At 34.8% G+C, this 15059-nt stretch carries 15 protein-coding genes; 6 read left to right on the top strand and 9 right to left on the bottom strand.

Features of this window, described 5'->3' with window-relative positions; translation table 11 throughout:
• The first annotated feature begins 4 nt into the window (after nucleotides 1-4).
• The 3 genes from M1D73_RS10170 to M1D73_RS10180 all read left to right on the top strand — a co-directional run bounded on the left by M1D73_RS10170 (nucleotide 5) and on the right by M1D73_RS10180 (nucleotide 2641).
• A complete protein-coding gene (locus tag M1D73_RS10170; RefSeq protein ID WP_000588613.1) occupies nucleotides 5-1174 on the top strand; it encodes a DEAD/DEAH box helicase in 1170 nt (389 codons plus the stop codon).
• A 218-nt stretch (nucleotides 1175-1392) separates the two neighbouring features.
• The gene (locus tag M1D73_RS10175; RefSeq protein ID WP_000375203.1) at nucleotides 1393-2202 is read left to right on the top strand and encodes a sugar phosphate isomerase/epimerase family protein; all 810 of its coding nucleotides are present in this window, start codon (nucleotides 1393-1395) and stop codon (nucleotides 2200-2202) included.
• Between the two features lie 55 nt (nucleotides 2203-2257).
• A complete protein-coding gene (locus M1D73_RS10180) occupies nucleotides 2258-2641 on the top strand; it encodes a VOC family protein (protein WP_000581478.1) in 384 nt (127 codons plus the stop codon).
• A gap of 45 nt (nucleotides 2642-2686) precedes the next feature.
• On the opposite strand, the gene M1D73_RS10185 is transcribed toward M1D73_RS10180, so the two are convergent.
• Together M1D73_RS10185 and M1D73_RS10190 are read right to left on the bottom strand one after the other, a co-directional pair.
• Nucleotides 2687-3325, bottom strand: a complete 639-nt coding sequence (locus M1D73_RS10185; protein ID WP_000535623.1) for a zinc dependent phospholipase C family protein — start codon at nucleotides 3323-3325, stop codon at nucleotides 2687-2689.
• Between the two features lie 29 nt (nucleotides 3326-3354).
• Nucleotides 3355-4341, bottom strand: a complete 987-nt coding sequence (locus M1D73_RS10190) for a quinone oxidoreductase family protein (protein WP_000644620.1) — start codon at nucleotides 4339-4341, stop codon at nucleotides 3355-3357.
• A 208-nt stretch (nucleotides 4342-4549) separates the two neighbouring features.
• On the opposite strand from M1D73_RS10190, the gene M1D73_RS10195 reads away from it, so the two are divergent.
• Both M1D73_RS10195 and M1D73_RS10200 read left to right on the top strand, forming a co-directional pair.
• A complete protein-coding gene (locus tag M1D73_RS10195) occupies nucleotides 4550-5128 on the top strand; it encodes a sigma-70 family RNA polymerase sigma factor (protein WP_000675556.1) in 579 nt (192 codons plus the stop codon).
• Complete coding sequence (locus M1D73_RS10200) at nucleotides 5125-5805, top strand: DUF3600 domain-containing protein (protein WP_000050673.1); 681 nt, start codon at nucleotides 5125-5127, stop codon at nucleotides 5803-5805. The genes M1D73_RS10195 and M1D73_RS10200 overlap by 4 nt, the downstream gene beginning before the upstream one ends.
• A gap of 103 nt (nucleotides 5806-5908) precedes the next feature.
• Here the strand turns inward: M1D73_RS10200 and M1D73_RS10205 are convergent, their stop codons facing one another.
• The 4 genes from M1D73_RS10205 to M1D73_RS10220 form a co-directional block, all read right to left on the bottom strand.
• The gene (locus M1D73_RS10205) at nucleotides 5909-7855 is read right to left on the bottom strand and encodes an ABC1 kinase family protein (protein ID WP_121868338.1); all 1947 of its coding nucleotides are present in this window, start codon (nucleotides 7853-7855) and stop codon (nucleotides 5909-5911) included.
• A 110-nt stretch (nucleotides 7856-7965) separates the two neighbouring features.
• The gene (locus M1D73_RS10210; RefSeq protein WP_001170914.1) at nucleotides 7966-8400 is read right to left on the bottom strand and encodes a hypothetical protein; all 435 of its coding nucleotides are present in this window, start codon (nucleotides 8398-8400) and stop codon (nucleotides 7966-7968) included.
• Nucleotides 8401-8485: 85 nt separating this feature from the next.
• Nucleotides 8486-9457, bottom strand: a complete 972-nt coding sequence (locus M1D73_RS10215; protein WP_000754964.1) for an MBL fold metallo-hydrolase — start codon at nucleotides 9455-9457, stop codon at nucleotides 8486-8488.
• 95 nt (nucleotides 9458-9552) lie between these two features.
• Entirely contained in the window at nucleotides 9553-9762 is a 210-nt protein-coding gene (locus tag M1D73_RS10220) for a DUF3925 domain-containing protein (RefSeq protein ID WP_000844985.1), read from the bottom strand.
• Between the two features lie 224 nt (nucleotides 9763-9986).
• On the opposite strand from M1D73_RS10220, the gene bsaA reads away from it, so the two are divergent.
• Nucleotides 9987-10469, top strand: coding sequence for a glutathione peroxidase (bsaA, locus tag M1D73_RS10225; protein ID WP_000219440.1), 483 nt, complete (start codon nucleotides 9987-9989; stop codon nucleotides 10467-10469).
• An 83-nt stretch (nucleotides 10470-10552) separates the two neighbouring features.
• Here bsaA and M1D73_RS10230 read toward each other — a convergent pair whose 3' ends face one another.
• Genes M1D73_RS10230 through M1D73_RS10240 form a run of 3 tightly spaced genes read right to left on the bottom strand, consistent with a single transcriptional unit; the run spans nucleotide 10553 to nucleotide 14954 of the window.
• On the bottom strand, nucleotides 10553-12781 hold the full coding sequence (locus M1D73_RS10230) for a transglutaminase TgpA family protein (RefSeq protein ID WP_121868337.1): 2229 nt from the start codon (nucleotides 12779-12781) through the stop codon (nucleotides 10553-10555).
• Nucleotides 12778-13992, bottom strand: a complete 1215-nt coding sequence (locus M1D73_RS10235; RefSeq protein WP_000827532.1) for a DUF58 domain-containing protein — start codon at nucleotides 13990-13992, stop codon at nucleotides 12778-12780. Before M1D73_RS10235 ends, M1D73_RS10230 begins: the two co-directional genes overlap by 4 nt.
• A complete protein-coding gene (locus M1D73_RS10240; protein ID WP_001135810.1) occupies nucleotides 13992-14954 on the bottom strand; it encodes an AAA family ATPase in 963 nt (320 codons plus the stop codon). Before M1D73_RS10240 ends, M1D73_RS10235 begins: the two co-directional genes overlap by 1 nt.
• Nucleotides 14955-15059: the final 105 nt, after the last annotated feature.

Below are 15059 nucleotides of genomic sequence, written 5' to 3' on the forward strand. Positions count from 1 at the left end.
ACAAATGATAAAAGATATGCAACCATTTTTACAACAAGCTTGGGAGAAGGCTGGTTTTAAAGAGTTAACTGAAATTCAAAAACAAGCGATTCCAACTATTTTAGAAGGACAAGACGTTATAGCTGAATCTCCAACTGGAACAGGAAAAACATTAGCGTACTTATTACCCCTTTTACATAAAATTAATCCTGAAGTAAAACAGCCACAAGTTGTTGTTTTAGCGCCAACACGTGAACTTGTAATGCAAATTCATGAAGAGGTTCAAAAGTTTACAGCAGGAACTGAAATTTCAGGTGCATCTTTAATTGGTGGTGCAGATATTAAGCGCCAAGTTGAAAAATTAAAGAAACACCCAAGAGTAATTGTCGGTTCACCAGGCCGTATTTTAGAATTAATTCGTATGAAAAAGCTAAAAATGCATGAAGTAAAAACAATTGTATTTGATGAGTTTGATCAAATTGTAAAGCAAAAAATGATGGGCGCAGTGCAAGATGTAATTAAATCAACGATGCGCGATCGTCAATTAGTATTCTTCTCGGCGACAATGACAAAAGCGGCAGAAGATGCGGCACGTGATTTAGCAGTGGAACCACAATTAGTACGTGTAACACGTGCAGAATCAAAAAGCTTAGTTGAGCATACGTATATCATTTGTGAGCGACGCGAAAAAAATGATTACGTAAGAAGAATTATGCATATGGGCGATGTAAAAGCAGTTGCGTTCTTAAACGACCCATTCCGTTTAGATGAAATTACTGAGAAATTGAAATTCCGTAAAATGAAAGCAGCAGCTCTTCATGCAGAAGCAAGTAAACAAGAGCGTGAAGCGACAATGCGTGCTTTCCGCGGAGGGAAATTAGAAATTCTACTTGCTACTGATATTGCAGCACGCGGTATCGATATTGACGATTTAACACACGTAATTCATTTAGAGTTACCAGACACAGTAGACCAATATATTCACCGCTCAGGACGTACTGGACGTATGGGTAAAGAAGGAACTGTCGTGTCTCTTGTAACACCACAAGAAGAGCGTAAATTACTACAATTTGCGAAAAAACTAGGCATCGTATTTACGAAGCAAGAAATGTTCAAGGGATCATTTGTAGAAACGAAACCGAAAGCACCAAAGAAAAAGAAACCAGCATTTACTGGGAAGAAAAAGCCTAGATAAATGATAGGGAAGGCGTAACCATTTGTAGTTACGTCTTTTTTGTTTGTAAACAAGCGATAATGGGAATTGTATTAGTGTTTTTAATGTGCCTATCATATATATGCTTCTACTGGGAGTATCGAAAAAAGGGTAGTTTATTTATTTGGTTTATACGAGGAAATAATATAAAAAAAGTCGAATATTAAACTGACACGAAATAATAAAAAGAAGGTACACATATGGATAGGAAATTAGGAATGTTTTTAAATACGAAACATATTGAAGTAAACGAAGGAATACAAAAAGCAAGGGAATGGGATTTAGAATATATTCAATTATATGCTATGAATAAAAACTTTAACTTAGCTAATATCTCAATGGTAGAATGGAATGCTTTAAAGAAAAGCTTATCTTTTAATGGAATAAAGATTCCATCATTAGCAATTAGTTTTGGAGAAAATGGAATTATGGGAATAGAAGCTGAGAGTGCAATAGATCAGTTTAAATATATTACTGACAGAGGTTTGGGGCTTGGGGCAAAGATCATAACAGCTCATATTGGAAAAGTTCCAGATGATGAAAAAAGTGCCTACTATGATAAAATGCTACGTGTTTGTAATGAAATAGGGGACTTAGCGTTCAGATTTGGAGGATTCTTCGCCATTGAGACGGGATCTGAAAAAGCAATAGTATTAAAACGATTTTTAGAAACTGCAAACTCGAAAGGACTAGCTGTTAACTTTGACCCAGCAAATATAATAAGTGATGTAAATGAAAATCCGGGAGAAGGTTTATTACTATTAAAAGATTATATAGTACAAACTCATATTAAAGATTGTAAAGAAGTGAAAAATGATCGTTCAACTAAGTATATAGAAGTCGCAGCAGGGAATGGTGAAGTAGATTTCGATATATTCTTCAAAGTATTAGATAAAATTGGATTCGACGGATATAACATGATTGAAAGAAATGATTATTTTGATGAACTGGATGGGATGAGTCAGTCGATAAATTTTGCAAAGAAGTACATACCAACTCAAAAGGAATAACGATAGTATTTGTAGAAAGCTACATAGAATATAAAAACCATTAGGGGGAAATGTAATGATCCATAAAGTAGGACAAATTATGTTATATGTAAATAATCAAGATGAGGCAGTAAATTTTTGGACGGAAAAGGTAGGGTTTCATGTAGTAGCAGAGGAAGATAACAAGCAAGGAATGAGATGGATTGAAATTGCTCCGACTAACGGTGCAGAAACGAGCATTATATTACATAATAAAGAAGTTATTTCTAAAATGAGCCCAGAATTGAATCTTGGTACACCGTCCTTAATGTTCTTCTCAGAAAATCTTGATCAATTATATACAGATTTAACAAACAAAAATGTTACTGTTGGAGAAATGGTAACTATGCCTTCTGGTAAAGTGTTTAACTTTGCTGATAGCGAAGGGAATTATTTTGCGGTTATGGAGAAGAACCAATAATAATATTGCTATGTGAAAATCCCCCTCAAATATATTTGAGGGGGATTAAATTTTTGAAGTGGATTTTTCATTAGAGAGTTGTTTAATAAAAAATACTCCTTTTTCAATCGCTGTCTCAATATAGCCAACGATTTGGTCAAACGTAAATACTTGTAAGTCTTCATGCAAATATTGCTTTGGATACAACATATCTTCAAAAAGATACTTTCGAAAAGCTAAAACGTTTTCTTTAGAAACCTCTTCAATATCCACAATGTGAGCCTCTTGATTGAGAAGAGAGAAAAGCTGTTGTTCTTGATCGTAATGATGAAGCAACTTTGCATTTAACAATTTAAAATCGTTATAGTACAGGGGTGCGATAGTTTCGTCATTCTCTATTCTATTTTTTAGCCAAGGTAGAAAAAATCCACTTAGCCAATTATCATCGGCGATGAGATGGGTATAATAGCCTAAAATAAATGGGGAATTTATATGTGATTCATATTTATGAAAAAATGAATCATAATCTATTCTTCTCGTATAGTTCTTCGTTGTACCGGCATAAAAATGTGAGGTTCCTTTTTCTTTTTTTGAATGAACAGCATCAGGGGCTACAGCTCCAAGTAAGAAAGAAGTCTTATCGTGAATAGATAGTTTCTCAGCAATACCGTTAGCGATAATAACATGCATAATTCGTGATCCCATGAATGCCACCTCTGTTTCCAGTATTCATTTCAGGAAGAGGACTGAACAGTTAGTATTACTTTCCCTGTACTTTTTCTACTTTCGACCCATTCATGTGCTTTCCCTGCATCTTGAAGTGGAAAAGATTTCGTAGCCTTAATTTGTAAACGTCCGTCACGCAAATAACGGAAAACTTCATTTGCAGTTTCTTGGAGCAGTTCAGGACGCTTTTTTCGTGTGGTTCCAAAGCTAAAACCGAGTATAGAGCGGCAACTTGCATGTAAATCTTTCGTTTGAAAGTTACCAATTTCACCGCTAGCATTACCGAAATGAACGAGGCGACCGTAATAAGCAAGGCAGTTTAAACTTCTTTCAGAAACCGTTCCAGAAATAGAGTCTAAAATTACATCAACCCCTTCACCATTTGTCAGTTCATTGACTTTCTCTACAAAATCTTCATCTTGATGACAAATAACATAATCAGCTCCAGCATCTAAAGCAATTTCTTTTTTTGCTTCACTTCCGACAGTGCCTATAACTGTTCCAGCCTCTAATAGTTTAGCAAGTTGAATAGCAGTAGTGCCAATTCCGCCAGCAGCCGCATGAATGAGTACAGATTCACCTTGTTGAAGCCTTGCAACATTTGCGAGTAAATTATAGCTTGTAAAAGATACGATTGGACAAGCGGCTGCAGTTTGAAAGTCAACTTCATGGGGTAATACGAAAGTAAGATTTTCATTTGCAACAACGTATTCTGCGTAAGATCCATTTTGAGGAAAAGCAATGACACGTTGTCCAGGGTGAATATTTTTCACATGAGAACCGACACGTTCTACAATACCAGTGGCATCTATACCTAGAATAAAAGGTAGTGCTTTATTTCCTTTTTTACCATAACGTGATTTAATATCAGCGAAATTTACACTAGTAGCAACTACGCGAATTAAAACTTGATCTTCTGAAATAGCCGGTATATCAAAATCTGTATATTTCATCACTTCAGGACCACCGAACGACGTTACAACGATAGCTTTCATTATATGTCCTCCTAAATTTGACTATATAAATTATTTTAAATCTTTATCAGAAATTGGAAAATTATATAATAGTTATGTGTGGTTATAAGTGAAGCTTATGAACTCAGTGGATCATTATATTAATTTATATAAAAAACTTTTTCGGAAAAATCGAACGAAATATGAATTACCTGCCAATATATAGTGTAAGACAAAGGAGGGCTGGAATATGAAGGGTGAAATAGATTACGCACATTTAATTCAATTAACTTTATCAGGCAATAAAGAAGCGTATAGCGAATTGTATGATGTAACGATTCAAGAAGTATATAAAACAGCACATTTTTTAATTGAAGATAAAACGGATGTAGATGATGTCGTTCAAGAAGTATACATACAGCTATATGAATCGCTTCGTAAATATGATAGCGAGAAGCCATTTCGCCCTTGGCTAATTGGGCTTGCGATTAAACAAATTCATTCTTATAGAAGAAAGAGGTGGATGCGACTACGAATTATAAAAAAAGCAGAAGAGCAAAGAAAGCCAGTGCAAATTGATTTTTCTAACGATGTTGTAAGTAAAATATCAAACCAAAAACTAATCGAACTCATTCATAAATTACCGTATAAATTGAAACAAGTTATTATCTTAAGATACTTACACGATTATTCACAAGAAGAAGTAGCACAAATATTACATATTCCAATCGGTACAGTGAAATCTAGAATTCATGCGGCATTAAAGAAACTACGTCAAAAAGAGCAAGTAGAAGAAATTTTTTTAGGAGAGGTAGGGAATGTGAAATGAGTTTAGATTGTAGAGTTAGGGAATCTATACAAGAAGAAGCAAAGGGTATTGTTGCCCCGCCGGATTTAAAAGAAAAAGTAATCGTGCAAATAAAAATGAAGCACGGCGGGAGTAAGAGGAAGAAACGCCTTATCGCAGGAGTACTTGCAGCAGCTCTTTTAATCCCGACGACAGGTTTTGCGTACCAATCTATTATGGCGGATGGTATATATGGATCTTTTGAGAATTTAAAAAAACATGCCGGAGCAATGACATTAGAAACGTATATGCGTTTTAATGCAAAATTATCAGAAGCGAAAGATGAAATGGGTGCGAAGGAATATGAAGAGTTTACAAAAGAACTGAAAAAATTAACTAATGCAAAGCTTGCGTACGGAGATTCGAACGGTAATATAGATTATGATGGATTATCACCAGCAAAAAGAGAAGAAATGAAAAAGGTAAGTATGGGCCTTCAACCATACTTTGATAAATTAAATGGTCATAAATCTAGTAAAGAAGTATTAACGCAAGAAGAGTTTGATCGCTATATGGAAGCTTTAATGACACATGAAATAGTACGAGTGAAGACAAAATCAACTGGTGCAATAAAAATAGAAGAAGTACCTGAGGCGTACAAAGAAAGATTTATTAAAGCGGAGCAGTTTATGGAGTATGTAGATGAAAAGGTGCGATAAGTAGAAAAGCTCAAAGCTTTCTTTCGTTTAACTATTACATATTGATTATGTAAACAATAAAAAATGAGTATACAATCTACGTGATTGTATACTCATTTTATTATTACTTAAATTTTCTTACCGCATGAATAGCGACTCTTACAAGTAATATCGCACTTATAAATAAACCACCGTAACCAACGACACTTAAAAATTGATCATTTGGCTCTGTCGCACTGTTTGCTAAATGCAATACGCCTACCGAAATCCCACCAAATGCAGTTCCAATAAACGCAATGAGGAATTGTGAGATAAATGTAGTAATAAACGATGCATTTGTTTCGTCAGAGAAAAAGCCAACCTTAACGGATAGTTCTCCGTTTTCTAGTTTTGAACTTAAATCATCTAGTTTTCTAGGAATGCGTCGCATGGCAGGTAACATAGCGAGTAATTCGTTTGTTGCAGCTTCTTTTAAACTAGAATAATTGTTAACTGGCATGAAACTAGCTGCATGATCTTTCGCAAAGCGCTTCGCTTCGTCCATTAAATTGAATTCGGGATTTAGTTGCAGCATCGTTCCTTCTAGCGTAATTAGAGAGCGGAAAGCCCCTGCAACCATTGGATAAAACGCTAATTCAAACTCAGCGATTATTTGAAACAACCCTTGAATAAATTCTTCAGAACCGTTTGTAGAGCCGTACGTACTTTGGATTAATAATTGGCTGATAGATTGTTCTAATCCTTCTTTATCAACATTTGGTTTCTTTTCAACTAATTGAAGCAGTCCATCAAGCAAGACATATGAATTTTTGCGCTCAAAGCCAATAAGTAGCCGCTTGAATGCATCTTGTTGTAGGGTTCCTAATCTTCCGACAGAACCGAAATCAAGTAATGCAGGAGTGCCATCACGAAGAATATACACATTACCTGGATGAGGGTCTGCATGGAAAATACCTTTAAAGAAAATTTGCTCTAAAATACAATCAAAGAGTTGCCGTTGTACTTTTTTCGTATCAATTTGTAATTCATTTAATAATGCTGACCCACTTTTAACACTTACTCCATCTAAAAATTCAAGCACAAGTATTTTTGAATTACTGTATTTTTTATATACTTTCGGTATTTTTACTTTCGTTTCACTATTTTTTAGTGAATCAGACACTTGTTCGAAGTTACGAGCCTCAATTTTGAAATCAATTTCTTCTTTCATTGCGATAGAGAAGCCATGTGCTAAATCAAGAAAGCCGATATTTTTAGCCCAAGTTGATTTGTTGGAAATCCATAAAGAAAAGTGAATTAAAATATCTAAGTCACGTTTAATTGTCTCAGAAATATTAGGACGTAGTAGTTTAACGACGACATCCTGGTCGTTTTCTTTCAACTTTGCTTTATGTACTTGGCCAATAGAGGCGGCAGCTAACGGTTCCATTTCAAAGGAGCTGAAGATTTCATCTTTTGGTGTATGTAGTTCCTTTTTCAATATTTCTTCAACTTGTTTTTGTGATAAACGTGTTACATTTTCCTGAAGGTTTGATAACTCGTGAATAAAAACAGGTGGTAATAAATCAGAGCGAGTTGATAAAACTTGTCCGAATTTAATAAATACACCACCGCATTCTTCTAGTGTATTTCGAAGTGAAGTGGCGAGCTTACGATCTGCTTCTGGTGAGCGCTTTAAAGCTAAATATTTTCCCATTCCGTGTTTTATTGCAATAGAAGAGACGCGCATATATCTTTTTTGTCTACCAATCTTAGCGAAGAATTTTGAAATAGGATTTCGGCTTTCCGTTACTAAGTCATCCATTTCGCCACGCCTAATAGGATCAAATAATTCAAAAACTAGGTAACAAAGCATCGATACAATTAATGAGCTTCCTAGCCAAAAATATCTATCAACACCGACAACCGATTCATCTTGATAACGTAAATATAAAAACCAATACAGAGCAGACGTAAGTGAAACACCTACAGTGGCTGCACTTGCTTGTTTGAAAAGATTTAGTTTTGTACCAATGAGTCTACCACTAATAAAAGACATAATGACTGCTAGTAGAAAAAATTGAAAAAACATTGTATCATTCCTCCGAAATTTATTCGATAACTGTATTATACAGGAATATAAGTATTCTAAAAACAAGCCAAGGCAGTACAATCCTTGACTTGCACGATTAAATAAAGCATTCAATTATATTTTTTCATCGTTGCATTGTCCTTTTGTATAAAACAATCTAAAAGGGAATAACCAGCTATTAAACTAATAATCGTAACAAAAGTTGTATTTATTAGAATAATATTAACTAAATAAGGTAGGTATTCGGCAAGTGGTGAAAAGAGTAGTGCTGGGGAAAAGGAAATGAATAGTGTAGGCACTGTAATAGCAATAAATTTATCCGGTTGAAAGCTCCAGTTTTGTTTACTCGTTTCGCGATTAATAGATTGAAGGAATCGTAATAAAATGCCAACTATAAGAGGGAAGAGTGTAAAGTAGAATAATCTTGGATAAACGTTAAAGTTCACTTGTGCATCTGTATCTAAATAAAATTGAATTTTTACTCCTACAAATAATAATAAGACGATAAATAATGTGAAGCAGAGGTATAGCATCAATTTTTGCATTATATTCCACCATCCTTTACTCAAAATATATTCAAAAAAAGAAGAGATATACAATAACTACTGTTGTATATCTCTTCTTTTACTGTTAGTTAATAGTGGAGTTTGCTTTTTCTTGCTTCGTGAAATAATCAATAATGCCCATTGCGCTAATTTCTATATCTAAATGTAAAATATTATAAACGGAATGATCTGATGGAACGTTTAACTTTGTAAGATGAGAAGAGATTTTATCCATTAACAAAGTTTGTAAAGCTTTAGTCGCTTCATCGAAATCATTATACTTGTCAAAGACTTCCTTACCAGTCTGAACGAAAATAGGTAGCCAATGTTCCAATTGATTGTATACTTCTGTAACATGAGAGGATGCGCCGTAATGACCGAAATAAATAGTATCTACATTCATGCTTTGAATGTGATTTTTAGAAGCAATCATCGCATCTGGTTGGAATTGTGAAGGGGACGTTGATGGTAGATATAACTCTACATCAACGTCTGCGAGTTCTCTATAATAAATTCCAATTGTATCGCCAGTAAAAATCCCGTTTGTTAATGAATCGTGAATGCTAATATGGTGCTTCGCATGTCCTGGTGTATCATAAAATGTAAGGGTGCGGTCTTTTGCAATTTTTAACATATCACCATGTTGTACAATATGAACACGTTCTTCTTCAATTGGAAGAATTGGGTCAAAGAGTTTATCGAAATCTTCTTTGTAGACAGCTTTTGCACCTAAAATAAGTTTTGTTGGATCAATCATATGACGAGCACCACGAGAATGCACATATAACGTAGCATTTGGGCACTTTTCCATCATTAAACCAGCTGCGCCAGCGTGATCTAAATGCACATGTGTAACGATAATGTTTTTAACATCGTTTAAATCAATATGTAATTGTTGTAAGCCGTCTAAAATATACGGAAGAGAAGGGGCTGCACAAGTTTCAATTAAAGTAATATCGTCACCTAATAAAACGTACGTACCTGTTCGTTCATTATGCTGTAAATCGAAATCATCAATAAGATATAGGTGAGAAGATAATTGCTCTACTTTTTTCATAGTTACCACTCCTTATATACTGCATGTTTTTATTATACGCTAAAATAGAAAAAAGGCAGAAAACGAAGCTCGTCTTCTGCCTTTTTGTAATATTATTATTTCGTTTGTTGTTTATTAACAGACATAATGAACAGTCCAACAATCCCGCCTACTAATGGAAGCATAATCTCTCCTGCTAAATTAAAGTAGGAGCTTAAGAATAAACCATTTACATCGATTACCCAGCCAGTAACATACAATAACATCATATATAGTACGAAATAAAACTCGCGATTTGAAATCGTTTCATGTTGTGCAGTTTTCATAATGAACACCATCCTTTTCTTTTATAATGGAATATAAACTGTCACATTTTGTTCACAATTCAATTGTAAAACTTTCCATCATAAAAGTCTAGTAGTTTGTGTCGAATTTTCGAACAGAAATAAAGCGCTATCATTACAACTTATAAGTACGTAATAAGAGCTGTATATTCACGAATGTAGTATAGTATAAACATAGAATGATAGTGAAGAGAGGGGCAAAGACAATGACAGTTTATGATTTTTCAGCTAAAACAATTACAGGTGAAGAAAAATCGTTAAAAGATTACAAAGGAAAAGCACTTCTTATTGTCAATGTAGCTAGCAAATGTGGTTTCACACCACAATATAAAGGATTACAAGAGGTATATGATAAATATAAAGACCAAGGACTCGAAATACTCGGATTTCCTTGTAACCAATTCGGGGGACAAGAACCAGGTACAGAAGCGGACATTACTAGTTTTTGTGAATTAAACTACGGTGTAAACTTCCCGATGTTTGCAAAGGTTGATGTGAAAGGTGATAAGGCTCACCCTCTATATACATACATGACAGAACAAGCACCAGGTTTACTTGGTATGAAAGCAGTGAAATGGAATTTTACGAAGTTTTTAATCGGAAAAGACGGGAAAGTAGTAGGGCGTTTTGCTCCGCAGACGAAGCCGGTAGATTTAGAGGTTGAGATTGAGAAGGTGCTTGGAGAATAATTAGGAGTTTCACTTTATTAAAAAACGTCTCAAAGAACAATGTAGTTCTTTGAGACGTTTTCTTTAAACTCACATTTTCAAGATTAAATAACTGTATCAAAGCCATCTGATTTAGGTAGAGAAGCTGCTTTTTTCATAAGCACTTCCCATAAGTGTACAGATTTCTTCCATTCTTCTGCAGCCTGCTCCTGTTTATACATAGCGTTCTCATAACTGGCAGTAAGTTGTTGCATATCGGCCGAGTTGTAAAGTGTATCGATATGGAGAGCGTATTCTCGGAATGTTTGACTTTCACTCCGTGGTATGCCAATTCTCGCAAATTGTTTTAAAAGTGCACCGTAAGCTTTTTGATAAACAGCATCATTTTTTCGGTATTTATAGAAATGAATAATAAGAAATGTCATCCAGTTCATTCTAGTGGTGAAGAGAATGTATCCTATAATACTAATTAGTATCGTAGAGAGGAATACGTACCACCAAGAAAAACTAGTTTTAGAATTTGTGACCTTTTTAGTAGAAGCTTCTTCTGTATTTTCTATTAAACTTTTAAGTTTTGCTTCATTATTTCGTTGTTGTATTTGCTCGTTATTAGAATTATTTGCTTCGCTATTTTGTGAAATAGGAGCAGGCGTATTATTTATAAAATTATAGGGATTGGTAAATCCTTTTGTTGGTTCGAATGGAATCCATCCGTATCCTGGGAAATATACTTCGACCCAAGAGTGTGCGTTATCGTTCGTGATTGTATAAACATCCGCACCTTCTGCAGAGGCAAGTGTATTGTCAAGAGTTCCTTCTGTATAGCCTTTTACCCAGCGAGCAGGAATCCCTGCAGAACGAAGTAGTACAATCATAGACGTCGAAAAATTATTACAGTAGCCGCTTTTTGTATCGAAAAGGAATTGATCTACATAATCTTGGCTTTTGGCAGGGAATAAGACATTCGTTGATTCGTATGTAAAAGAGTTGTCTGTGAAGTAATTTTCAATAGCTAATACTTTATCATATCGGTTGTCTTTATCATTTGTAAGATTGACAGCCAAGTCTTTTACGCGCTGTGGTAATGACTCGGGAAGTTGTGTGTACTTTGTCATAAAATAAGGGTTTGTTTCTTGACCTTCATTTGTTTTTACAGCTTTCAAGTTTTCTATGGAAAACTCAGGGATCTCATATGTTACTTTATACGAATGTAAAGTAGTAGAAGAGTCTTCATTCATTGTATAAATTTTTTCTGAAAACGGGTCAACACTGTATGATACATCAGAAGAAGCCTCAACTGATACTAATCCTGCTGGATAGGTAAGGTGAGGGTAACTTTTTTGCATGGTAATTGTTGCCTCAGTCGTTTCCGTTTTTGTATTTTGTTCGTACCAGCTTACGACGTCGTTTTTATTTTTAAAAGAAATCTTTTTCGGATTTTCAGAAATTTCCCAGCCTTTTCCTGTATAGAAATCTTTTGTTTCTACTCTCCAATAGTGTTTGTTTTGCGTTCGTGCTGTGAAAACAATTGTAGGATCCGCCTTAAAAGGACCACCTAATCGCGAGTCATCTAAACCATACCGAATTGTAGAAACTTTTTGTTCTTTACTTGCTTCAGATGTGTTGAATTTTAAAAAATCCATTGGGTTTGGCCATTGAGGGCCAAATTTTGGAGCAAAGTATGCGATGGTTGCTAATAATACAATAAATATTGTAAGTGGTCTAAGTAATTTTGAGATTTCCCTAGCATAATTTTGTAAGTGTTCACGCTCTTTTATTCGTTCTACTTGAAGAAGACTAAGCATAAAAAATCCGATGACAACAGTTCGAATAATAGCGTAGTTTGCATTGTATAAATGTAAGTTATGAAAAGTTGCGATATAAATAATAGTCAATACAAGAAATAGAAACCCACGTTTTTTATGAATAATCCAAAATGAAGTGAAAGAACTCAAAAACCAAAATGAGAGAAAAAATAAAACGGTCGGAAAAACTGGAGAAATATCTAGTAAATTCCCTTGGAAAAATAGGGAGGAATTTCGAGACATATCAGAAAAGAATGTTGTTAGCCAAGATAGATTTATAAAAGCATTTTTATAATATAGGGAATGAATGATAAATAGGACTGTGATAATTTTTATTGGAATCTGCCACCTCGTCTGAAAAAAAGAGAGAGCGAAGCAAATTCCTATAAATGTTACGAAAATATCTAATCTACCTACATTTGTAATGCCTATAAGAGGTCTTAGCCATTCTAGTAAAAGAAGAAATACACATGCATGCATAAAGAATCTGTTCGTATCCCACTTGTATTTTGTTTGTAATGTTATCATTTGCTCACCTCAAAAAACACGTTTGTATACCGGTTTTCATAAACCGTGTTTACAAATATTTGTCGTTTTTTTAGAGTTTCTATTATACTGATTTCTCGGTGTGAAAGTTGATTCGCTTTTTCTTTCACGACAAAAACCATACATTTTCTATTTTTTATAGCAGCACAATCAGCCGCCTTTTGAATATCGGGAGAAAGATTACTGGTCACGAGTATAACCGTGACGGGCTCATAAATTTTTTTTAGTTCCATGTCTACACTCTGGGAGAGCGGGAATACACTGTCTGCTTGCACTTTTGCTAAATGACAAAGGATTTGTTGTAACTGCGTATCTCCATTGTCTAAAGGGAAGATAGTTTGTTCTTTTCCGATAGACACGAATGATGCTGGTGAATTTTGTTTCAAGACAGCCCTTACGATAGAGGCAGTAAATGTGACGACTGATTCGAATAGAGGAGACTCGGTTCTGTCTATGAATATCATGACATTATGGCTGCGCTGCTGTTCAAACTCTTTTGTCATAATATTGTTTGTTCGTGCAGTTGCTTTCCAATCAATCCATGAAAAGCGATCACCAGGTTTATAGTCTCTGACACCGACAGAGATTGTAGAGTCTTTTGCTGAATTTATATTTGCTGAAAGCGCTCCTTGTTCGAAATGATTTTCCAATTGTCGATATGCTATATCTACATACTGGGGATAGACTAAAAATGTATCTGGAACTGAAAAAGTTACTTCTTTCTCTATCATGCCGAATAAATCGCCGGTTTTGACACGAACGCTTGAAAAAGTGTGCTCGCCTCTAGGGATTGTGTCAATAACATATTGAAACGAAATATTTCGTTTCAATCCTGGGAAGAGTACTACCTTATTCATCTTTGTTTGTTTACAACTTATAAATTGTGGTGGCAGTTCATCTTCTATAACTAAATAAAGTAAGGGAAAAGGAAATTTTCTTTTTATTGTAATCGTGCTTACAAATTGTTCTCCTACTACATATCCATTTTGGTTTGTTATTCGCTTTACTTCAGCGTCCCGTAAAGCGTAGAAGGGGAGTAGTAGCGAATAAAGAGCAATGGGAATTATGCTGTAAAACAAAAACCAACTGACAAACCCGCCTTGAAACATAGCGTACATAAATGTTAAGACTAGGCATAAAGGGAGTAGCAATAACTTTATAACGTGATATAGCGCTCGCAGCATTCGTTTCATCAAGGGTTCATCGTCCTTTGAGTAGGCACGGTAGTTCGTGCAACGATTTTTGCGATAACTTGTTCGCCAGTTATTCCTTCAAATTTTGCTTCCATTTTTAGAATGAGTCTATGTGCTAAAACGTAAGGAGCTAAAAATTTAACATCGTCTGGAATAACATAATTCCTGCCATGGATAAATGCATAAGCTTGTGAAGCTTTCATTAAAGCAATCGAGCCACGTGGACTTGCACCTAACTGTATAGAACTGTACGTACGAGTCTGATTAACAAGCTTTACAATGTAATGCTTAATTGCTTTGTCCATACTTACTACCCGTACGCTTTGTTGTAAATAAAGTAATTCTTGTATTGTAGTAATGGTTTGTAATTGAGAGAGTGGATTTGTTTTTTCCATCCGGTTTAAAATTTCAAATTCTTCCTCTGGTGTAGGATATCCCATTTTTAGTTTCAATAAGAAACGATCGAGCTGAGCTTCTGGTAGAGAATATGTTCCTTCATATTCGACCGGATTTTGTGTAGCCATGACAAAGAACGGTTTTGGTAAAGGTCTTGTAATGCCATCTATTGTAATATTGCCTTCTTCCATACATTCAAGTAAAGCAGATTGTGTCTTTGGAGATGTACGATTAATTTCATCAGCAAGTACAAAATTCCCCATAATTGGTCCAGGCTTGAACTCAAATTGGAGCTCTTTCGGATTATAAATAGAAACTCCTGTTACATCTGACGGCAATAAATCAGGTGTAAATTGAATTCGCTTATAATCAGCATCAATGGATTTAGAAAGAGCACGTACTAGCATTGTTTTCCCGACACCAGGAACATCTTCTAATAGCACATGACCTTCAGCTAAGAGAGCTGTCAAAGCTAAGATTGTTTCTTTTCGTTTTCCGACCATTATTTTTTCAATATTATTGATTATTTTTTCTACAGTGGGATGTAATGAATCAAGCTGGGGCATCGTAATCCTCCTAATGTTATTATCGTTTTCTAATCAATTTAGTGGACATATTTCTAATTCTATATGTAGATAGTAAAGGTCTAACTTAAATTCTGAGAATATTCA

The sequence above is a fragment of the Bacillus sp. PK3-067 genome, from assembly GCF_056738645.1.

Bases quoted from the DNA above. Each gene is read 5' to 3' on its own strand.
- M1D73_RS10175 (WP_000375203.1), top strand. From the start codon at position 1,393: ATGGATAGGAAATTAGGAATGTTTTTAAATACGAAACATATTGAAGTA.
- M1D73_RS10200 (WP_000050673.1), top strand. From the start codon at position 5,125: ATGAGTTTAGATTGTAGAGTTAGGGAATCTATACAAGAAGAAGCAAAG.
- M1D73_RS10190 (WP_000644620.1), bottom strand. From the start codon at position 4,341: ATGAAAGCTATCGTTGTAACGTCGTTCGGTGGTCCTGAAGTGATGAAA.
- M1D73_RS10220 (WP_000844985.1), bottom strand. From the start codon at position 9,762: ATGAAAACTGCACAACATGAAACGATTTCAAATCGCGAGTTTTATTTC.
- M1D73_RS10180 (WP_000581478.1), top strand. From the start codon at position 2,258: ATGATCCATAAAGTAGGACAAATTATGTTATATGTAAATAATCAAGAT.
- M1D73_RS10235 (WP_000827532.1), bottom strand. From the start codon at position 13,992: ATGAAACGAATGCTGCGAGCGCTATATCACGTTATAAAGTTATTGCTA.
- M1D73_RS10210 (WP_001170914.1), bottom strand. From the start codon at position 8,400: ATGCAAAAATTGATGCTATACCTCTGCTTCACATTATTTATCGTCTTA.
- M1D73_RS10170 (WP_000588613.1), top strand. From the start codon at position 5: ATGATAAAAGATATGCAACCATTTTTACAACAAGCTTGGGAGAAGGCT.
- M1D73_RS10195 (WP_000675556.1), top strand. From the start codon at position 4,550: ATGAAGGGTGAAATAGATTACGCACATTTAATTCAATTAACTTTATCA.
- bsaA (WP_000219440.1), top strand. From the start codon at position 9,987: ATGACAGTTTATGATTTTTCAGCTAAAACAATTACAGGTGAAGAAAAA.
- M1D73_RS10215 (WP_000754964.1), bottom strand. From the start codon at position 9,457: ATGAAAAAAGTAGAGCAATTATCTTCTCACCTATATCTTATTGATGAT.
- M1D73_RS10240 (WP_001135810.1), bottom strand. From the start codon at position 14,954: ATGCCCCAGCTTGATTCATTACATCCCACTGTAGAAAAAATAATCAAT.
- M1D73_RS10205 (WP_121868338.1), bottom strand. From the start codon at position 7,855: ATGTTTTTTCAATTTTTTCTACTAGCAGTCATTATGTCTTTTATTAGT.
- M1D73_RS10230 (WP_121868337.1), bottom strand. From the start codon at position 12,781: ATGATAACATTACAAACAAAATACAAGTGGGATACGAACAGATTCTTT.
- M1D73_RS10185 (WP_000535623.1), bottom strand. From the start codon at position 3,325: ATGGGATCACGAATTATGCATGTTATTATCGCTAACGGTATTGCTGAG.